This window comes from Fictibacillus phosphorivorans (assembly GCF_001619875.1).
Lineage (GTDB): Bacteria > Bacillota > Bacilli > Bacillales > Fictibacillaceae > Fictibacillus > Fictibacillus phosphorivorans_B.
Genome location: NZ_LRFC01000001.1, coordinates 310416 through 331126 on the forward strand (window position 1 = coordinate 310416; position 20711 = coordinate 331126).

Annotated in this window: 23 protein-coding genes; 16 read left to right on the forward strand and 7 right to left on the reverse strand. The window is 40.4% G+C overall.

Annotated features, from left to right (window positions below; all coding sequences use genetic code 11):
• The first annotated feature begins 94 nt into the window (after positions 1–94).
• Entirely contained in the window at positions 95–1045 is a 951-nt protein-coding gene (gene mraY, locus AWM68_RS01495) for a phospho-N-acetylmuramoyl-pentapeptide-transferase (protein ID WP_066236317.1), read from the forward strand.
• Positions 1046–1339: 294 nt separating this feature from the next.
• Here the strand turns inward: mraY and AWM68_RS01500 are convergent, their stop codons facing one another.
• Together AWM68_RS01500 and AWM68_RS01505 are read right to left on the reverse strand one after the other, a co-directional pair.
• Positions 1340–2518, reverse strand: a complete 1179-nt coding sequence (locus AWM68_RS01500) for an endonuclease (RefSeq protein WP_156488298.1) — start codon at positions 2516–2518, stop codon at positions 1340–1342.
• Between the two features lie 198 nt (positions 2519–2716).
• Complete coding sequence (locus AWM68_RS01505; protein ID WP_066236319.1) at positions 2717–3253, reverse strand: GNAT family N-acetyltransferase; 537 nt, start codon at positions 3251–3253, stop codon at positions 2717–2719.
• Positions 3254–3378: 125 nt separating this feature from the next.
• Between AWM68_RS01505 and AWM68_RS01510 the strand changes: the two genes are divergently transcribed.
• Together AWM68_RS01510 and AWM68_RS22085 are read left to right on the forward strand one after the other, a co-directional pair.
• Positions 3379–3723, forward strand: coding sequence for a winged helix-turn-helix transcriptional regulator (locus tag AWM68_RS01510; RefSeq protein ID WP_066236320.1), 345 nt, complete (start codon positions 3379–3381; stop codon positions 3721–3723).
• Positions 3716–3901, forward strand: coding sequence for a cysteine-rich CWC family protein (locus AWM68_RS22085; RefSeq protein WP_066236321.1), 186 nt, complete (start codon positions 3716–3718; stop codon positions 3899–3901). Before AWM68_RS01510 ends, AWM68_RS22085 begins: the two co-directional genes overlap by 8 nt.
• 27 nt (positions 3902–3928) lie before the next feature.
• Here AWM68_RS22085 and AWM68_RS01520 read toward each other — a convergent pair whose 3' ends face one another.
• Positions 3929–4990 carry a DctP family TRAP transporter solute-binding subunit gene (locus AWM68_RS01520; RefSeq protein WP_066237413.1) on the reverse strand — a complete coding sequence of 354 codons (1062 nt, stop codon included), beginning with the start codon at positions 4988–4990 and terminating at the stop codon, positions 3929–3931.
• Positions 4991–5091: 101 nt separating this feature from the next.
• Between AWM68_RS01520 and AWM68_RS01525 the strand changes: the two genes are divergently transcribed.
• The 9 genes from AWM68_RS01525 (at position 5092) to AWM68_RS01565 (ending at position 13751) form a co-directional block, all read left to right on the forward strand.
• Positions 5092–6690 (forward strand): ATP-binding protein, encoded by a 1599-nt coding sequence (locus AWM68_RS01525; RefSeq protein WP_066236322.1) that lies wholly within the window; start codon positions 5092–5094, stop codon positions 6688–6690.
• Complete coding sequence (locus tag AWM68_RS01530; RefSeq protein WP_197468112.1) at positions 6683–7366, forward strand: response regulator; 684 nt, start codon at positions 6683–6685, stop codon at positions 7364–7366. The genes AWM68_RS01525 and AWM68_RS01530 overlap by 8 nt, the downstream gene beginning before the upstream one ends.
• 186 nt (positions 7367–7552) lie before the next feature.
• Positions 7553–8824 carry a C4-dicarboxylate transporter DctP gene (gene dctP, locus AWM68_RS01535; RefSeq protein ID WP_066236323.1) on the forward strand — a complete coding sequence of 424 codons (1272 nt, stop codon included), beginning with the start codon at positions 7553–7555 and terminating at the stop codon, positions 8822–8824.
• A gap of 84 nt (positions 8825–8908) precedes the next feature.
• Positions 8909–9988, forward strand: coding sequence for an NAD(P)H-dependent flavin oxidoreductase (locus AWM68_RS01540; protein WP_066236324.1), 1080 nt, complete (start codon positions 8909–8911; stop codon positions 9986–9988).
• A 157-nt stretch (positions 9989–10145) separates the two neighbouring features.
• Complete coding sequence (locus AWM68_RS01545; protein ID WP_066236325.1) at positions 10146–10394, forward strand: phage holin family protein; 249 nt, start codon at positions 10146–10148, stop codon at positions 10392–10394.
• A 146-nt stretch (positions 10395–10540) separates the two neighbouring features.
• Entirely contained in the window at positions 10541–10879 is a 339-nt protein-coding gene (locus AWM68_RS22090) for a sigma factor (RefSeq protein WP_066236326.1), read from the forward strand.
• A 246-nt stretch (positions 10880–11125) separates the two neighbouring features.
• Positions 11126–12379: an L-lactate MFS transporter gene (locus tag AWM68_RS01555; protein WP_066236327.1), complete on the forward strand. Its 1254-nt coding sequence runs from the start codon at positions 11126–11128 to the stop codon at positions 12377–12379.
• A gap of 109 nt (positions 12380–12488) precedes the next feature.
• Positions 12489–12938: a GNAT family N-acetyltransferase gene (locus AWM68_RS01560; RefSeq protein WP_066236328.1), complete on the forward strand. Its 450-nt coding sequence runs from the start codon at positions 12489–12491 to the stop codon at positions 12936–12938.
• A gap of 180 nt (positions 12939–13118) precedes the next feature.
• Entirely contained in the window at positions 13119–13751 is a 633-nt protein-coding gene (locus AWM68_RS01565) for a YrrS family protein (protein WP_066236329.1), read from the forward strand.
• Between the two features lie 200 nt (positions 13752–13951).
• Here the strand turns inward: AWM68_RS01565 and AWM68_RS01570 are convergent, their stop codons facing one another.
• Positions 13952–14713, reverse strand: coding sequence for a class I SAM-dependent methyltransferase (locus AWM68_RS01570; RefSeq protein WP_066236330.1), 762 nt, complete (start codon positions 14711–14713; stop codon positions 13952–13954).
• 253 nt (positions 14714–14966) lie between these two features.
• The gene (locus AWM68_RS01575; protein WP_066236331.1) at positions 14967–15419 is read right to left on the reverse strand and encodes a universal stress protein; all 453 of its coding nucleotides are present in this window, start codon (positions 15417–15419) and stop codon (positions 14967–14969) included.
• Between the two features lie 161 nt (positions 15420–15580).
• Here AWM68_RS01575 and AWM68_RS01580 point away from each other — a divergent pair, with 161 nt between their 5' ends.
• Genes AWM68_RS01580 through AWM68_RS01595 form a run of 4 tightly spaced genes read left to right on the forward strand, consistent with a single transcriptional unit; the run spans position 15581 to position 19030 of the window.
• A complete protein-coding gene (locus AWM68_RS01580) occupies positions 15581–16870 on the forward strand; it encodes a phytoene desaturase family protein (RefSeq protein WP_066236332.1) in 1290 nt (429 codons plus the stop codon).
• A 3-nt stretch (positions 16871–16873) separates the two neighbouring features.
• Positions 16874–17743: an RNA polymerase sigma-70 factor gene (locus tag AWM68_RS01585; RefSeq protein ID WP_066236333.1), complete on the forward strand. Its 870-nt coding sequence runs from the start codon at positions 16874–16876 to the stop codon at positions 17741–17743.
• 18 nt (positions 17744–17761) lie between these two features.
• A complete protein-coding gene (locus tag AWM68_RS01590) occupies positions 17762–18328 on the forward strand; it encodes a GNAT family N-acetyltransferase (protein ID WP_066236334.1) in 567 nt (188 codons plus the stop codon).
• 15 nt (positions 18329–18343) lie between these two features.
• Entirely contained in the window at positions 18344–19030 is a 687-nt protein-coding gene (locus tag AWM68_RS01595) for an HAD family hydrolase (protein ID WP_066236335.1), read from the forward strand.
• On the opposite strand, the gene AWM68_RS01600 is transcribed toward AWM68_RS01595, so the two are convergent.
• Together AWM68_RS01600 and AWM68_RS01605 are read right to left on the reverse strand one after the other, a co-directional pair.
• The gene (locus tag AWM68_RS01600) at positions 19027–20265 is read right to left on the reverse strand and encodes an MFS transporter (RefSeq protein WP_066236336.1); all 1239 of its coding nucleotides are present in this window, start codon (positions 20263–20265) and stop codon (positions 19027–19029) included. The two genes, AWM68_RS01595 and AWM68_RS01600, sit on opposite strands and share 4 nt — an antisense overlap.
• Entirely contained in the window at positions 20262–20702 is a 441-nt protein-coding gene (locus AWM68_RS01605) for an ArsR/SmtB family transcription factor (protein ID WP_066236337.1), read from the reverse strand. Before AWM68_RS01605 ends, AWM68_RS01600 begins: the two co-directional genes overlap by 4 nt.
• Between the last annotated feature and the right edge of the window lie 9 nt (positions 20703–20711).

Consider the following 20711-nt stretch of genomic DNA (forward strand, 5'->3'; position numbering starts at 1 on the left):
GACCCCGGGTCAGACCCCAAACAATTTAATAAAGGAAGATTTCACCTTTAGAGCGAATACATACAGTGGATAAACAAGAGAGGAGACTGCAGTCGTGTATTTACCGATAACACCTGCTTTTATCACGTTTTTATTAACGGTTATACTAGCACCTCTGTTAATATTCACTTTAAAAAAATTAAAACTGACGCAGCCCATTCGAGTGGAACTTCCGGCAGATCATCAGGAAAAAAAGGGAACACCTTTAATGGCTGGAAGTGTGTTTTTTGTAGGGATTTTCGTGGCACTTTATTATACGACAAGTCCTATCATGCTTTTTCTTGTGGGAACCTTCATCTTATTTAGCTTTATTGGGTTTCTTGATGATTTTTGGAAAGCATCAAAACAAGATCCAGGCGGGGTTTCAGGAAAGACAAAATTAAAATTCCAGTTCGCGTTCACCATTCTTCTCTTATATGTAGGCATCGACCTTTTTAACATTGATACAAGCATCCGGGTTACCGAATCATTGAATATTGTGTTTCCGTATGTCATTTACCTCATCCTGATTACCTTGTTTATCGTCGGGACGGCAAATGCGATCAATTTTACAGACGGAATGGACGGGCTGTTAGGAATGGTGTCCATTCCCACGTATTTCTTTTTCTTTGTTATAAGCGATTATGCCGAAGTGAAGATATTCTGCTTGGTGATGATTGCGACCATCCTAGGGTTCTTAATTTATAATCTGTATCCAGCAAAAGCGTTTATGGGTGATACGGGGTCACTGGCAATAGGAGGTTCATTATCATTTCTCGCTATCATTGAGAATGTAGAAATTTTAATCCCCATTCTGTTCATCATTTATCTTGCCGAACAATTATCGGTCATTTTACAAGTTTCGTATTTTAAAAGGACGAAGAAAAAGCTGTTTAAGTTTACACCTATTCATTATCATTACGGAATTAAATATGGATGGACAGAAAACATGATCGTAACGGTGTTTGCCATGATATCGTGGGCGGCTTGTGCCATTTGTTTAGTGTATTACGAGGTATTTATGTAGAAAGAGTGGCACATTATCCCGTGTCACTCTCTTTTTTTGTTCTCGTGTACTTTTCCAGTGGATTTAACTCCATAATGTAGTTTTAGTAATGACACGCATTCCTGCTTGAATGGATCTTCTCCATATATTCACGTTAGAAAGCAATAATTTCACATTAAACGAGATAATTTCACGTTAAATCCAATAATTTCACGTAAAATGAAATATATTCACGTTAACCATTTTTTCACAAAAAACTGTACGCAAAAAAGCCCACCAAAGTGGGCTTTCTGCATCTCCAAATCAAACATCTTCCTACCAAATCTCCTCAGCCCACTCCGGGTGGTCGATGAATGGATTGCGGTTATGCTGGAATTGTTCATAAATGATGTTGTTTCGGTTGCGCTCCCAGTTATCAACGGGATCTTGTAGATGCCATTGCAAGAGTACAGACATTTTTCCGTGATAAGGAGCGGTTCCGTTATTCACGTTGTTGTTGAGTTCAAGCTGAGGTTCACCGCTGTCTCCCTCATAGCGAACCGCCATGTAAAACAGCATACGGGCCACATCGCCTTTAACGGCATTTCTCGGTTCCCACGAATCACTGTCATAATAGTTGCCAAGTGCTTCAGAATGCTGTGTGCCGCCGTTATCAAAATCAAGATTACCACGGGAACTGTTTACACTCACATCGGTTGGACGAAGGTGATGAATGTCAGTACCTGGACCCATCGTCGTTCCAAAATCACCGTGAGATTTTGCCCACACGTGCTCACGGTTCCAATCGTTTACGTTGCTGCCATTTGTAGTTTTGCTTTGTGAACGGCCAGTATAGAGCAGAATAACATTATTGCTGTTGTTAGGATCTTGATCGGTTACTTTTAACGCTTCCCAAACGGCAGAATAAGAAAGCTCCGTGTGGTCGTCGATGATGTTATGAAGGGCGGTCTTTAGTGCTGCGCCTGTTTTGCCTCGAGCCGAGTCATAGTATGAATCATCATAGGCTGGCGGATCGGTTGGATCAGTAGGCGGATCAGTTGGTGTCGATCCTGATGCTTTTTCCATAGCTGTTGGATCTTTTATGCCAGCATGTGAAAAATAAGCAGTTAGATAGCCTGTTACTTTAATAGATTGTCCTTTTAGACTAGGGTTGGTCTTTAACCCAAACTGCGAACGAAACGCAGTAGGAATCTGAACATAGACCATGTTAGCCGTGTTTGTTTCAGATGCACTGTCAGCCAAAGCCAGCGCATAATCATTAGGATAATTGCTCGTCACAACCGTGGTTGTCGCAGTAGGTTGTCCTACCACATAACCTTGAACGGTTTTTAAAGAATTGTTTTGATTGGAAATACTTTGAGAAACTGAATACGGACTTCCCCAGGAACCGTCACCGACAGCCTGAAGAGTGGGGATGAATGCTAAAGAACTTACGACTAGAGCAATCACAACTGAAAAAAGCGAAAGGAAATTTTTGTTCCGGTGCCTTTTCATCATCAACGCCTCCATTGTTTTATTTTTAAACCCCTTGTTGCTAAACTTCTAGATTTTGGTGAAACAGGTTTTATTCTACAATCTTTTTATTAACTTCATTTTACAGATTTGTAAATCTACAAAACTAGCTACGAAGGGAGGAACTAATGAAGGCGCAAAAACAGTTACATATGCCCAAAATATAAAAAAGCACTAATTTTAGATTACTTTCTTACTGCGCAAAACGGTGATGAATCCACCCAATATATCATGGCTTACGGAAAATCCTTTTCGCTGATAAAATTCAAGTGCATCATCATTCCCGTTGGAAACATAGATAAAGTAATCTTCTACCTCTTCATGTTCCCGCAGCCAATTCATCGACATGTTAAAGAGAGTAGAACCAACACCATATTGTCTGTATTCTTTTTTGATATAAAATTGAGAAAGGCAGCCGACCATTTCTTTTTTAACAGAATGCATATCAAAAAAGGTAGCGAACTCATTCGAATACACTTCCTTCGGGGAAATGTTTGAATAGACATAACCGACAATCTCATCACCATCTTTTACAATGACAATGTAGTTATGTGATGCTTTCTGCACAGAAGGAATAAGGCGTGTTTCAAAGCTCATCGCGTCAAATAATTCAGGAGTAATACTTGCTTTTGACTTTTGGTAAACCATAAGTTCATTGCAAAGATCTCGGCAAAGTTCAATATCATGATCAGGAAGAACCTCGTATTTTACATCCATTTTCTTCACTCCTTGCTGGGATAGGAATCGATAATTACGCTATAATTTTATTACATAGGAAAAGGAAAACAAGTATGCAGTAATTTCTTACTAAGTCAGTAAAAACTGATTAAAGGAGCTTCGAGATGAATCAATCAGCATACAAAAGAAAAGAAGATTGTCCCCTAACATTCGCACTTACCTTGATTGGAAGCAAATGGAGACTTCCGATCATATGGGCGTTATGGAAAAATAAGACGCTGCGATATAACGAACTAAAACGGCATGTAGAGGGAATCACAAACATGGTCCTATCACAGTCATTAAAAGAAATGGAAAATCAGGGTCTGGTGGTTCGAAGACAATACATGGAGATCCCGCCAAGAGTAGAATATTCATTAACAAAGGCAGGAGAGGAATTGGTTCCGTCACTCGAATCATTGGCAAAATGGGGGAAGGGGATGCAAGCTACGGTGAAAAGTGATGTCTGAATGTCCGCTGTGTAAAGAAGATAACCGTTGCGCGATTGCGAACGGCGACAAACCTGAAACATGCTGGTGCATGAGCGTCACCATGGCACAACAACTGCTTGAAAATGCTGCTTCAGATAAAAAAACATGCATTTGCAAAACATGTGTGGATAATTGGAATGAAAAGGGACGCTTTTGATGAAAAAGAAGCGCCCCTTGTTCTCTATTAAAAATCCTTGTGTGAATTCCGTAATTGAATCATTTTTGACATCAGTTCTTTTCCAATCTCCTCTTCAAATTCTAAATATACGGGCTGCCAACGTTCAAACCACTTTCGTTTTTCCTCATTTGTCAGGTAATGAATGTCTATTGAAGAGTTATCTTCAATCAAAGAAAGCTGCTCATCGTTCATCTCAAATGACTGTTTTTGATTCCAACGCGTTGTTTCTTCTAGCGCTTTAGAAATGACGGTTTGCTGCTCATTCGTAAGTTTGCTCCAGAAGTCTTCATTCATGATAACAGCATACCCTAAGAATCCATGATTACTGATGGTAAGGTTACTTTGAACGTCAAAAAACTTCTTAGAGTAGATATTAGAGATGGTGTTTTCCTCACCGTTCAATTTCCCTGATTCTAACAATCGGTATGTCTCGTTAAAATCAAGTCCCACTGCTTTGGCACCGACTAATTCAAATTGTTTTTTTAAAACGTGACTAGGCATGATTCTAAGGTGTTGCCCTTTTAAATCAGAAGGTTGAACGATAGGGCCATCATTTGTAGTAAGCTGTTTAAATCCATTAGTCCATAACGTTAGCCCTTTCAAGTTGTTCTCTTCTAAAGATTGCAACAACGTCTCACCAATCTCTCCGTTTACAGCTTCAATAATGCTATCGCGAGTTGGCATCATATAAGGAAGATCAAGTACTTGCCACTTAGAAGAGAAAGAACTTAGCTTTGTTGTTGCAGGAGCGATCATCTGAATATCACCGCGCTTCAGTGCTTCAAGCTCTTCTTGGTCTGAATAAAGACCTCCGTTTGGTATAACTTCTACCTTGATGTTTCCGTCTGATACTTGGTTAACACGATCTGCAAACCGCTGTGCCGCAAGACCTTTTGGGGTATTTTCAGCCACGACATGACTGAACTTAATAACCACTTGTTCACTTATGCCTCTTTGATCATCGTCATAGGGAAGAGTTCCTTCTGACAATTTCGTATGAAACCCGATCCAGATTGATGCAGCTAATCCGGCGAGCAGTATGAGCACAATCCCCGTGAGCGCTTTCATCATCTATTCCCTCATATCTGTTACTTTTTTAAATAGTCTAACATATTGATGTTGGAATGATACAATAGGAACAAAACGGATGCAGGGAGGGAAGTCTGGAGATGACGATGAAACGATTGCCGATACGGACAAAAATCATGATACTCACATTTGGAATCGTATTTTATGCCATTATGATTGGCGGAATCGTCATTGTCGGTAAAATCCTCGACATTCAGGAAGAAGAGCTTGGCAAGCGGGCGATGATCACTTCCCGAACGGTTGCACAGCTTCCAGAAGTAAAACAATACATACAGAAAAAAGAAGGCTGGAACGAAATAGAGCCAGCTGTTGAGAAAATACGCGTAATAAATGAAGCAGACTATATTGTGGTTATGAATATGGACCATGTTCGTTATTCTCATCCAGTAAAGGAAATGCTTGGCACGCAGTCAGAAGGAACTGACGAAGGAGCAGCCTTTGCTGACCATACCTTTATATCGAAAGCGAAAGGTGAGATGGGAACAGCCGTTAGGGCATTCGTTCCAATAAAAAATGACAATCTAGAACAGGTCGGCGTAGTAGCAGTAGGTCATGTGATTCCCGGTTTTTATGAAGTACTCCATGATCTCACCGATGAGATGACTCTCATCTTGCTGCTTGTCCTTTCTTTCGGAGTAATCGGCTCATACTTGTTAGCGCGACACCTAAAACAGCAGATGTTTTATTTAGAACCTCACGAAATCGTTAGAATGCTTGAAGAGCGAACGGCTACTTTTAACTCGATGCATGAAGGTGTGATTGCGATCGATAATCAGGAACAGATCTCAATCTTTAATGAGAAAGCGAAACGTATATTTTCCGTTATAGGAGATGTTGTAGGAAGGCCCATTCGAGAGGTCATACCAGACACACGCTTACCTGAAATTATTGAACTTAGCCGGCCTGTGTACAACCAGGAAATTCGGGTCAGCGGTAAAATCATTATGAGTAACCGTGTGCCCATTAAAGTGAATAACCAAATCGTTGGGGCAGTGGCTATCTTCCAAGACAGAACAGAAGTGGCAAAGATGGCTGAAGAACTGACGGGGGTTAAGGCATTTGTAGAAGCTTTACGTGTACAGAACCATGAACACATGAACAAGCTTCACACAATCGCTGGACTTTTGCAGCTTGGTAAAATTAAAAAAGCGATGCAATACGTTTTTCAAGTATCAGAGGAAAAAGGTTCACTGACTCGTTTTCTCAATCAGCGTATCAAGAATGAAAGTTTGGCCGGTCTTTTATTAAGTAAAGTCGGCCGTGGAAAAGAACTTGGAATCAAAGTCGTAATCGACAGTGAGAGTCGGATCGAACAGTTTCCTGACCAGCTCGATCAGCACGATTTTGTGATGATTCTAGGCAATTTAATTGAGAACGCTTATGATGCTTTAGAAGGAATGGACGATGCAAGAATCGATGTTTCTATTGCGCAGGACTCCGAGATTTGTGCCATTCTTGTTGAAGACAACGGGATCGGCATGAGTAAAGAAGTTCAACATCATATCTTTGAAAGAGGATATTCCACAAAAGGAGCTAAAGGGTCAGGTATTGGTTTATATTTGATCCATCAAATTGTGGATAAAGGAAAAGGTGAGATTGAAGTCACGTCTCAGGAAAATCAAGGGACAAGCTTTGTAATTACGTTTCCGATGAATGACAGGGGTGAAAGTGATGAGTGAGATTACGGTTCTGTTGATTGAAGACGATCCAATGGTACAGGAAATCAACAAGGCATTCATAGAAAAAGTAAAAGGGTTCAAAGTGATAGCAACGGCATCTAACGGAACAGAAGGATTAAAACAAATCAAAAAGCTGAAACCACAACTTGTCGTACTTGATATTTACATGCCTGGGCAAGATGGAATTGAAACCTTGCAACAGATCAGAGTGGAAAAAATCGAGCTAGACGTGATCGTGATTACAGCTGCCAATGATCTTCAAACGATTCGTGCCATGCTGCAGAACGGTGCATTCGACTATATCATTAAGCCTTTTAATTATGAGCGAATTCATAAGGCTTTAGAAAAATACCGAGCCTATTATTCTACTGTTTCACCATCAGGATCCGTTACACAAAAGGATCTCGATGATGTGTTCTTTTCCGAACCACGCCAGCTGCAAGTATCCGTCGATCTTCCTAAAGGACTAAACGAACTTACGCTAAAACAAATTCAGAGCTTTTTACAAAATCAGAGTGAAGCGAAGTCAGCAGAGGAAGTAGCTGAAGGAATCGGAATCGCCCGGGTCACGGCACGAAGGTATCTCGATTATTTGGTGAAGAACGGAAGCATCCAGATGGACATTCAATACGGTACAATCGGAAGGCCGGTTAACCGGTATCTCCTGAAAAAATAGCCCGAGACCAAAAAGACCAAAACGTCCAATAAGTTCGTAATATTCTAACAATTGATTGGAAGCGTTATCATTATCTTTACAAATGATAACGCTTTTTTGTGTGTGAATTGTGTGGGAATTGTATGGGGTCTGACCCCGGGTCAGACCCCATACAATTTAAGTTCAATTTTTGAGAGGAGAAGAAGAATGAAAAGGATATTTAAGAACTTAACGTTTCAGGTGTTAACGGCTATTGCAGTTGGTGTGCTTGTTGGACTCTTCTGGCCGGAAGTCGGCAAACAGATGAAACCTGTAGGAGATACATTTATTAACGCTGTTAAGATGGTGATTGCTCCCATCATCTTCTTAACGATCGTACTTGGAATTGCAAAGATGGGAGACATGAAGAAGGTAGGGAAAGTCGGAGGAAAAGCATTTATATACTTTGAGATCGTCACAACGCTTGCACTCGTAATTGGTCTGATCGTTGTTAACGTGTTGAAACCAGGAGCTGGCTTAGATTTTAATAAGCTTGAAAAAGGGGATGTGTCACAATACACGTCTGAAGAAGGCGGAAAGATCGACTGGATCGAATTTGTAACACATATCGTTCCGAGTAATATGGTAGATGCCTTTGCAAAAGGTGATATCCTGCAGGTTCTGTTTTTCTCCATTCTTTTTGGAGTAGGTTTAACGGCACTTGGTGATAAAGGAAAAATTATTATTGAGTTTTTCGATAAACTGCTCAACGTCTTCTTTAAAATTGTCGGTTACATCATGAAAGCTGCTCCACTTGGCGCATTCGGTGCGATGGCGTTTACGATTGGAAATTACGGCCTTGAGTCACTTGTTCCGCTCGGGAAGTTGATGATCGCTGTGTATACGACAATGTTTTTCTTTGTCTTCGTAGTGTTGAACGTGATATGTAAGATGTACGGCTTTAGTCTTTGGAAGTATTTGAAGTTTATAAAAGACGAGCTTTTAATCGTGTTAGGAACAAGCTCTTCAGAATCTGTCCTTCCACGTATGATGAATAAGATGGAAAAGTTCGGCTGCTCGAAGTCTGTTGTGGGTCTTGTTATTCCAACAGGTTATTCATTCAACTTAGATGGAACATCAATTTACCTTTCGATGGCCGTTGTTTTCTTGGCTCAAGTTTTCGGCATTGACTTAAGTTTAACGCAACAGCTTACCATTATTGCGGTATTGATGCTAACATCTAAAGGAGCAGCTGCTGTTACAGGCGGTGGGTTTATCGTTCTTGCTTCTACATTGACAGCGATGCAGGTTATTCCTGTTGAAGGTCTGGCACTTCTTTTAGGCGTTGACCGCTTCATGAGTGAAGCACGCGCAATTGTAAACTTGATTGGTAATGGAATTGCTACAATCGTGGTTTCAAAAAGTGAGAACGAATTTGACGAGGGTAAAAGTGAAGAAGCCATACAGGATATGTATGAAAACAGAAAGATTGCCGTTTAACAGAAAACGAGCTTTGGTCAGAACAGACTAAAGCTCTTTCTTTTTGTTATCATTTAGAAAACGGTAAGTGGAGGGAGATGACGTATGATTTGTAACATGCTCAATATGAAGTATCCGATCATACAGGCGGGTATGGCTGGCGGACCGACAACACCTGAGTTAGTTGCGGCTGTCAGTGAGGCTGGTGCGCTAGGAACGCTTGGTGCAGGATATATGAGTCCTCAGCAAATAAGTGATGCCATTCGTGATATTCAAGAACGAACAGACGCACCTTTTGCAGTGAATTTGTTTCTTCCACAACAGCACGAATTGTACGAGGGGTCTATTTTAAACATGCAGCGACATCTAAATAAATACCGGGCAAGACTTGGTATGTCAGAAGTGAACACAGTCCCAAATAGTCAGGATCTCTTTGAACAACAGCTGGAAATTGTCGTGGCATCAGGTGTTAAGATTGTTAGTTTTACATTTGATGCACCCAAAAAGAGTCTAGTAGATCAGCTCCACGCATCAGAGATTACCGTGATGGCGACTGCTACAACCGTAAAAGAAGCGGTACAGCTGGAATTATGCGGAGTTGATGTAATCGTCGCACAAGGAAGTGAAGCGGGTGGACATAGAGGGACATTTTTAGATGTTCACAATGAAGTATGTATTGGTACAATGGCACTCATTCCACAAGTTGTTGACGCGGTGAGCTGCCCAGTGATTGCGGCAGGAGGAATCATGGATGGCAGGGGAATGGCAGCAGGATTGACGTTAGGTGCATCAGCCGTTCAACTCGGTACGGCCTTTTTGACTGTAAACGAAAGCGGTGCGAACAAGATTCATAGAAAAGCTATTCTAGCAAGTTCAGACACGGATACAAAGATTACGAAAGCTTTTTCAGGTAAAAGTGCGAGAGGGTTTAAGAACGAGATGATGCTAGAATTGGAGACTATTTGTGACGAATTCCCGCCGTATCCTATACAGCACGTTTTAACTTCTGATATAAGAAAAGAAGCTGCTCGGCAAGGAGATAAAGAGATGATCTCCATGTGGGCAGGGCAGGCATCACCATTAGCTCAAGAGAGGTCTGCAAGCGAGTTGGTGAGAAGTCTTGTGGAAGAATTTGAAGATGCGCTCAGGAAAGGGGCATTGAAATTAAGTTCACCAAGCGTTTAGAAATGTCATTTTATCGATTATGATTACTAGTACCAAAATACGTGGAGTGTAACAGAAAAACTGCTGAGCCAATCAGAAACAGATCTGGTCTTAATTCACCCGTTTTAGAATAAGTTTTGTATAAGCCTTACAAAATTTATGGACTGGGGTGACGATCATGGATTTTATGACCGATTTTGCACCGTATGTTGGCTTAGCTGTTATTTTATACGCAATTCGTCAGACTGAGCGATTTTCAAATAAGTATATCCCCATAGTAGCTGTTGTGCTAGGTGTCCTGTATGCCTTCTGGGAAGCTGGAGGGGCAACACCAGAAGCCACATTGGTTGGTTTAAAATATGCTTTACTCGGGATAGGAACGGTCGCCGGGATAAAATATTCGATAGAAAACAAACTAACAAAGTAAGTATGTGTAAGGCAGTGCTGTTTTTAATGGCATTGCCTTTCGTTATACAAAAAGGATAAAATATATAAACAAATGTTATACAAATGTTTATTATATGATATATAAGGGTAGTGTAAAAGTAATCTAGGATAAAGGGTGATGCTGGTATGAAATTGAAAAGAGACATCGAGGGAAATGTATTCGAACAATTATTTAATAAAGATCCCGAAGCCTTAAAACACTTGATCAATTCATACAGCACATTACTTTTTCAAGTTGCCTTCCGGATTACAGGTAATAAGAGAGCCGCGGAGGAAGTTTTATGCGATGTCTTTCGTGATCTATGGGAGAATCCTTTTCATTATGAGAGATCGAAGGAAAGTTTCCTATCTAGTTATTTAATCAAACTTTGCAAATTAAAGTGCGTCAATCGAGAAGAAATACACATTACGAAATTATTGTCTAAAAAGTCTAAAAATTATATTGCGAATAATGCCACCATCTGATAACATTAAAAACGCTTACAACTAATGCCAATATGATAAATGGAGAGCGTGCAAGACCTGCACATTTTCTATTTCTATATTAATGGTGAATGAACTCTCTGCACGAGTATGTAGAGATTTTAGGCAACATTCTTAAAGGACTTATTTACTGAATAAGTACTTTTGGATGTTGTCTTTTTATTTGGTTTGCATTAGGGTAAGTTTCATGAATGATTAACTATATTAACTTTTTAGGGGGAAGTACGGATGAGAAAGACTAAGAATCGCTGGCTCATTGCGTTATCAGCTGTAGGAATTCATATTTCCATCGGTTCTGTGTATGCATGGAGCAATTTCACAAATCCATTGATTGAAAAGTTCGGCTGGTCCGCATCACAAGTCCAGATGACGTTTAGTATCGCGATTTTATTCTTAGGTTTATCGGCCGCCTTTCTAGGTCATTTTGTTGAAAAACATGGCCCAAGAAAAGCGGGATTGCTCGCAGCTATTTTCTTCGGAATTGGTATCGCGGGTTCAGGAATAGCTGTTAACATAGGCTCTTTAACGATGCTGTACATATTTTATGGCGTGCTCGGCGGTATTGGTCTTGGTGTTGGATATATCGCTCCGGTTTCCACACTAATAAAATGGTTCCCCGATCGCCGCGGATTAGCGACTGGACTTGCCATCATGGGCTTTGGATTTGCAGCGGCCATCAGTTCTCCGATCATGGATGCACTGATTAAATCAGTAGGAGTAGCAAACACGTTCTTCATTTTAGGTATTGCGTATTTTGCAGTCATGACATTATCATCACTTTATTTGGAAAAACCAGAAGAAGGCTGGCTGCCAGCTGGATTTAAAGAGAACGTCGAAAGCGGCAAGGTGAAGGTTAAAAAAGATCTTTCACAGCTTACAGCTAATGAAGCTGTTAAGACTCGACGCTTCTATTATTTGTGGATCATGTTATTTATTAACGTGACGTGCGGAATTGCCATACTTTCTGCAGCAAAACCACTTGCTGAAGAAAGTATCGGCCTTACAACTGCTGAAGCTGCAGCCCTAGTTGGTGTGCTAGGATTATTTAACGGTTTTGGCCGTATCGGATGGGCATCTGTATCCGATTATATCGGACGACCGAACACGTACACGACGTTTTTCGTTTTGCAGATCGCTCTCTTTTTCTTTTTGCCGCAAACCTCATCATCGATTCTTTTTCAAGTGATGCTCGCGATCGTTTATACGTGCTATGGCGGAGGATTTGCTTCCATCCCAGCCTTTATTGGCGATTTGTTTGGTACGAAACAAGTAGGTGCGATTCACGGCTATATCTTAACCGCGTGGGCAGCAGCAGGCCTTGCAGGTCCACTCTTCGCAGCATGGATCAAAGACACAACAGGTTCTTATGCGAACAGTTTGACGTTCTTCTCCGGTTTGTTTGTGGTCGCGCTCATTGTGTCGATCTTAGTACGTTTTGACATGAAACGGCTTGAAGCGAAACAAGAAAAGTCCGTTGCGTAACTTTTAAAGGAGTGAAAAATGCAGTGTCTTCATTAACGGGAAGGCACTGTTTTTTATTCATTTATGGTAAAGTTGATGCTGGAACAAAAATACATTTCAAGGGGAAAACATGACAAACAAACGAGTAGAAATCACAGAATTAAATGCAGAAAATTGGTACGAGTGCTGTTCACTCGAAGTTGAAGAAAATCAAGTAAGTTATATTGAGCCAAATGCTGTTTCAATCGCACAATCGAAATTCGAACCGAACTTAAAGCCTTATAGCATCCGTTACGATGGTGAGACAGTCGGATTCCTTATGTTTAATTCAGTGAAAGAGGAGCTTGATGGGTATTGGATCTACCGCATCATGGTCGATAAAAACCACCAGCAAAAAGGAATTGGCAAGATCGCTGCACAATTGATGATCGATGAAATGAAAACGAAGCTTAATGCGAAAAGAATTGTGGTTGGGTACCACCCTGAAAATACAGGAGCTCACCAGCTGTATAAACGTTTAGGATTTGTTGATAATGGTGACCGATTTGGAAAAGAAATGGCCGTAGTATTAGAGGTTTAATTGATCAAAACCTTCTGAAATCTTTTGTTACCCTCAATTTTTTACTGCCTCACTTCGAATTATTAATGTTGAGTAATAACGAGATAGATGTAAATGATAGGACTCCACTTGATAATGGAGTTCTTTTTGTTTGGTTTCATAAATAGAGGGAACGTTTGTTAAGAAGGAGTGAATATACAGATGAGAAGATCAGAGCGCAACAAGTCCAAAAAGAAAAGAGTTGTATTGTTCAGCGCCTTAAGTGCCGTTCTTTTAGCGTTATTGTTTTTACCGAAAGATGCTTTATTAATGGGTAATGATGAGGAACCTGTTAAAGAAAAAGTAAATAAGGAACCAAAACATAAAGTTGTAAAACTTCAGCCAGATAACGAGAGTGCTTATGAAGAAGAGGATAAAGAAACTAGTGACGAAGAAACAAACGAAAAACAAGAGCCTTCTGAAGAGATTGGCATAAATCCGGAAAAAGAAGCGGATAAAAAGGAAGAAGCTCAGAAAGCTGAAGAAGCAAAAAAGAAAGAGGAGCAAGCTTCTGGCGATGAGCCTGTGCTGAACAAGCCGATTGGAACATCGCAAACCGGTACGCATACATCCAGTTATGAAGAAGGAAGTGTGGACTGGAACGAAAAGCTGAAGGCGATCCGACTTGCAACGGGCCTTGATGAAAACATGACTGTATGGAAAATCGCAAATGGCGGCGGGCCGCAGAAGTCAGTGGCAGAAGTGAGTCCGAACAAGCAGCCGAACGAGCGTTATACGGTAAGCCTTGAATGGGTGGATCAAGAAGGTTGGATGGTAACGAGTGTGCAGAAGTAAGTGATCTGCTTAAGTTAGATTGGACAAATTAAAGTTTTAATTGGACAAATAAATACATCAATTGGACAGATTAATGGTTCAATTGGACAAATTAAGTTACCAATCGGACAAATTAGTACTAAAATCCGACAGAAATAAGAAAAAGCTGACTTGAATCATCGTGCATCACACGATTTCAGAGCCAGCTTTTTTAATTCAGCTTACTTTACCTTCGCTTTTAATAGAAATCGATGCTGTTTCACTTCAAAATACCCCTTAACTTGAATCATCTCATGAATTCGATACAATTCATCGAGATAATCATTACTTTTGAAGTCAGGAATTTGCCAAGGGATTGCTTTTAAATAGTAAAGAAGGGCGCCAATATCATAAAAGCGCTGAACCGGATATTCTTCTTTCGCCTCTAATACCACAAACCCATTTTCACAGAGTTCCTTTTCAGCAAAAGCTAGGTTCCAGTGAGAGAACTCACCATTAATGGGTACTCTAAGGGCTTCATTTATACCGATGCAATCGGAACCGCCAACTTGCTGTGTTACAAAAATGCCATCACTTGTTAAAACACGCTTCACTTCAAGAGGAGAATACGATTCATGTTTATTGATGACGAGGTCAAACACTGTATTATCGAACGGAAGTATGTCATCTTCACCAATTTGATAAACCTTCACACCAAGTGGCTCAAGCCGTTCGCGGGCAATTGGAACATTAGGCAAATATCCTTCAGTTGCACAAACCTTTGCAGGGAAAGGCTGAAGTTTGGATAAAAGCTCACCGCCGCCTGTTCCCATATCCAACATGGAAGACACCTTGCCAATCAGCGGAATCACTAAACTCCCATAAGACCATGAAAGCATGCCACTCGCCATACGGCCAGAATCCGTAATATAAGAAAAATCCCAGCCAGAAAAAGGCTTCTCTGCATCATTTACATACATTTCAAATTCTAAATCAAGTATCATATGCGCACCTCCAAATTTTTTTTTGACAATGAACTTCTATTTTGGAGGAGGTCCTCTGCATGAGAAGCGGTTTTATATGTCATGTTCCAAGTAACGCATTTCAAAATTCTCCTTTATGCGATTCTGCATTACTATTTCTACAAGTCGATTGCAATCCCTTTAATAGGGGTTACACCTTTTAAACCGTATATGAAACGAAGAAATAAAAAAGAGGAGAGCACTTGATCGAGTGCGCTCCTCTTATAAAATGATGTTATTTAGCAACAAGTACAGGTTGATGTGCGTTAGAAACAACCTTTTGACTAACGCTTCCTAGAAATAGTTTTTTGAATCCGCTATGGCCTCGGTTACCGATGACGATGAGATCAATGTTATGACTATCCGCATATCCACAAATTGTGACAGGTGGGTCACCGTGCAATATGGCTGTTGTTGTCTTGATTTCTGGATCAACTCTTCTTATAGCTTTGTTAAGAACCTCTTCACCATGACTCTGCTCCACAATCTCGGCATCTCTAACTTCTACAGCCGTGCTAGCTACGCCGCCAGGGTGAACGCCCCCATACAATGGAAGAGCCACTTCGTTGGTTACATAAAGCAACGTTAACTCAGCTCCCATATGCCGGGCAAGTTCATTACCGTTGTGCAATGCCGTAAAACTTCCTTCAGAACCATCAACAGCAACCAGGATTTTTGTATATAACATGATTTGATCTCCTTTCATGCAGATTTGGCAACTTCTTATAAAAAGTTACCTTATAAAAACAGTACCCCTTAAAAAGGTATATAAACAAGTATCCTTTTTTTGTCACAAAACAAAATCCTTTTTCGTCTTGTTTGTAAATTGAGAAAGTGAGTGATGGAAAAATGAATAAATACGATGTAGCTATTATTGGTGGAGGAATTGCTGGATTAACGGCTGCTGCATATGTAGCGCAAGCTGGAATTTCTGTTGTGGTAGTAGAGAAAGGTAACCTATTGGGTGGCCGCGCACAAACCGTCCATAAAAATGGAGTACTTTTCAACTTGGGAGGTCATGCACTGTACAGGGGCGGAGCAGGTGAGAAAATTTTAAAAGAGTTAAAAGTAAACGTAGCAGGGGGAATTCCCGATACAAAAGGATATGCACTCTGGAATGGAGAGTTATTAAATTTGCCGGATTCCTTAGCGAGCCTGTTCAAAACTAAACTATTAACATGGTCTGGAAAAATGGAGCTTGGCAAGATCATGATGAAGCTTCGAAAACTAGATACAGCAAAAATTCCACCTATCAGTTTGCGTGATTGGGCAGAGAACAATCTGAAAGATCCGATGGTTCGTCATGTGTTTTACGCACTCTGCAGAACATCAACTTACTGCATCAATCCTGATCAACAGCTGGCGAGTGCGGTCATTCAACAAGTTCAGCTGGGTATGAAAGGTGTTCTGTATATAGACGGTGGCTGGGAATCAATCGTTGAAAAACTGCGGATTAAAGCAGTTGGTGCAGGTGCTATTATTCTCACCAATAAAAAAGTAGCTTCTGTTGGATATGAAAATGAGCATCAACTGCAGTTTACAGATGGAGAAATGATGGAAGTTCCTACCGTACTCTTAACATGTGGTCCAGACCAATCGTGTAATCTGATAAAAAATGCGGAAGGAACGATGCTTGATAAATGGAAACAACAGGCTCAGCCAATTTATGCTTCATGTCTTGATGTAGCTTTGAAAAATCTCCCCAATCCTAATCATCATTTTGCCATTGGCATTGATCAACACATTCTATTCTCTAACCATTCTCGAGCTTCAAAACTAGGTGAAGATGGTTCGAAGGTTCTGCAGCTCATCAAGTATTTAGGAACAGAGAAAGAAACGAAGACGGAAGCAAACAAACAAGAATTAGAAAGCATTATGGATCTCATGCAGCCGGGATGGAGAAAGGAACTTATAGCTCAGCAATTTCTTCCGCACATGGTAGTGGTGCAAGACTGTATCACTATTCATGATAAACAATATTTCGGCCCGAGTGTCCCTGAAATACCAGGACTATATATTGCAGGAGATGGAACGGGACATGGAGAAATGTTGGTGGACGCAGCGTTTGCCAGTGCAAAAAGAGCAGCGGAAACCATCATTCAACACAATGGTTTCCAGACTTTTTCTAGGGAGGCTTAACACATGATAGAGAGTCAGACTGAGCAACATTATAAAACGTATAGGCCGCTGTTGTTTTCATTGGCATACAGAATGTTAGGCAGTGTTCAGGATGCAGAAGATATTGTACAAGACGCCTATTTCACTCTGAGTACGACTGGAACAGATCATATTCAAAACGTAAAAGCGTATCTTTGTAAAATCGTGACCAATCGATCCATTGACTTACTAAAATCGGCTCGTAAGCAACGAGAAACTTATATAGGTCCCTGGCTTCCAGAGCCTCTTTTGCTAGATAGCAAGGAAGATCCTGCACAAAACTATGTGATGAAAGAATCACTCTCAACCGCCTATTTGCTTTTATTACAACAGCTATCGGAAACCGAACGTGCCGTGTTTCTACTTCGCGAAGTTCTTCAATATGATTATGAAACGATTGCAGACGTTGTAGGAAAGAGCAGTACGAACTGCAGACAAATTTTCAAACGAGCGAAAAAGGCGATTGGCAATCATTCACCCACTGACCAACCAGCGACACTTAAAGCTACAGCACTTACCGAGCAGTTCGTAACAGCGGTTGTTTCAGGCAATGTTAACAAACTTCTAAAATTACTCGCAATTGACGCAACTCTATTATCTGATGGTGGTGGGAAAACGAAAGCAACGATGGTCCCTATTTTGGGAGCGGAGCGAATCTCTCGTTTTTACATGGGAATTATGGCAAAAACAACAGAAGAATTTTCCTATCATTTTACTACAGTTAATGGCGATCCTGGCATTGTGCTATATATTTCGAATCAAGTATTTGGTGTTCTATCACTTCATATAGAAAACGAATTGATTCAAACGATATACTGGGTCGTTAATCCTGACAAACTAACTCACATTAAATAGCATAATCGGAGGTACACAATGAAACCAATCCTATTAGACTTTCCAACAGAATTCACAACCGACCGCCTGCTGATCCGCATGCCAAAGCCCGGTGACGGAAAAGAGATGTATGAAGCGATTTCAGCATCAATTGAAGACCTTAAGCCATGGTTACCTTTTGCCCACATTGAACAAAGTGAAGAGGATGTGGAAGCCAATATTCGCGAGGCACACTTAAAGTTTTTAAGCAGAGAAGATCTGCGCCTTCTCGTGTTTTCAAAGAAAACAGGAAAACTGATTGCATCATCTGGATTGCACCGTATTAACTGGGACATTCCGAAATTCGAGATTGGGTACTGGATCGATTCCCGTTATGCAGGTAAGGGATATATGACAGAAGCAGTTCAAGGAATCACAGATTTTGCGGTAAACGAATTAAAAGCACGCCGCATCGAGATTCGTTGTGATACCCGTAATGTTAAAAGTGCAGCCATTCCCGAACGACTAGGATTCATGTTAGAAGGTGTGCTGCGAAACGACTCATTAGAAATTGGTTCGACTACGAAACTACGGGATACGAGCGTTTATGCAAAGGTATTTGAATAACAGGAGGTTTTTCTCTTGATAAAAGCTGTATTCTTCGATTTGTATGAAACGCTCATTACAGAATGGGAAGATGGGAAGAAAAAAGTCACCTATTCTACAGATCTATTGGGACTGGATCAAAAAATCTTTAAAAGTGAATGGGATCGCCGCAGAGAGTTTCGTATGGATGGGACTTTTCCAGATCACCAGAGTGTGTTGAGAGATATCTTGAGTTCACAAGGAATATCCCACAATCCAGAAGTCATTGAAGACATTCATCAAGCACGAGTTTCTGCAAAGGCAGCTGCTTTTCAAGAAATACATGGTGAAGTACTAGAACTTCTACGAACCCTGATAGACAGAAGAATAAAGCTAGGTCTTATCTCTAACGCAGCGCCAGAAGAAGTTTATGCTTGGCCATCGTGCATTCTAGCAGACTATTTTGATGAAGTAATCTTTTCATATGTAGTGAGAGTTGCGAAGCCAAACAAACAAATCTATCAAATCGGTTGCGAACGACTAGGAGTTATACCACAAGAATCAATTTTTATAGGTGACGGTGGAGCAAACGAATTAGTGGGAGCGGCCGATTTTGGCATGAACGCGTATCATGCGACTTGGTTTTTGCCTGAAACAATAAGTGAAAAGATTTATGGATTTCCGAAGCTTAAAAAACCTTTAGATCTTTTGGAACAGGAATGCATAAAACTAGCACAAGTTTAACGTGCTAGTTCTTTTTGTTTTGAGAATAAATTTGTTCGTTTGTGTGAGGAATACATGACTACATTTAGAGGGATAGCAACCATAACAATAAATAGAGACGATCCTATCACAATACTTTTTACACCGAGCCACTCACTAAATAATCCTGCTCCTAAGATAGTGACAATAAGCGATAAGCTTTGAAAGAATCCTAGAGTTGCACCAACTCTTCCCATCTTGTCGGACGGAACACTTCTTTGAAAAAAGGTCTGAAAACCTGTGTTAGCAAACGAAGAAAAGAATCCTAAAATAATAAATCCTGCACACGCTGTCAAAAATGATTGGGAGAACGCATAAATCACATATCCGAAACTGAATAGAGTGGATGCAAAACCAATTAAATAGGGAATAGGTATTTTTCCTGCCATAACAGCCATTAACAAAGAACCAGTCAAATAACCAAGCCCCGTTATACTCACGAGATAGCTATATTGACTTTCGGATAGTCCGATAATCGTTTGAGTAAAAACAACTTCTTGAGAATCAAGAGCAATGGCAAGTGTCATGATGAGTTGAAAAAGAATATAGGCAGTTAAGAACAAAGGGTGGTTACGTAAAAACGTTACAACTGTTTTCCAATCCATAATAATCATGTGAAGTCTGTTCGTAACACTAGATTCCATTTCTTGTTTTTTATATAAACTAGGCAGAAGAGCTAGCAGACATGCTGACAAAAGAAACGAAACAGCGTTGCACCAAATTGCAAAATTGTATGATCCAAAATGAACGAGCATTCCTGCGATGGCTGGTCCGATTACGAGTGCTCCAGTCGTTAAAACCGAAGCGATTGAGTTATAGCGCAACAGTTTTTCCTTATCTACAAGTTGTACAGTATAGGCACCAGATGCTGGATTAAAGAAAGAACTGCAGAGGCTGATGACAAATAGCACCCCATAAATCATCCACATCTCAGACAGAAAGGGTATGACAGCAACGAGTAGAGCACGCATTAGATCTGCTATTATCATAATCGTTTTTTTATTAATCCGATCAATGATACTACCTGACCACAAACTCGTTATGATACCTGCAATAGGACCGATGAGCCACATTCCAGCAACCGCTGTAACAGATTCTGTTTTTGCAAAAATAAATAAGTTTAAAGCAACGAGATAAATAAAATCCCCTACATAAGAAATTCCAACAGCTGACAATAACAGTCCGGGATATTTCCATTCCGAAAAAATGCGTTTCATTCTTTATTCCCCATAAAGGTACAAACAACTTGATATTCTTTCTTTTCCGTATCCTTTGTCATCTGACTTTCCCAGCGTACGAAAAGTTGCTCCAGTTCCAATAGAAACTGTTTCTTATCTTCATCATTCAATAAAAGGTTTGTTGAAACAGAAGAGGGGGCTGTTGCGTTTGAATCCGAAAGTTCAAACCGTGTGGCTTTGGAACGGTAATATTTTTCAATAATCCCACCTTTCTTTTGTTCTTTTACAAGTTCGAGGATACCCCCGTTATAGAGAAGCTGAATGTGATAATGAATGGTGCCAGTTGTTTTACCGAGTTGAACAGCCACTTCTTTAGCAGTTAATTCTTGCTCTTTTAACAGATGAATGATTTGGATACGGGTTGCGTTTGCAACTAATTTCTGTTGGTCAGATGAAATGGAGAGAGAGTTGTTCATGTAATAAAC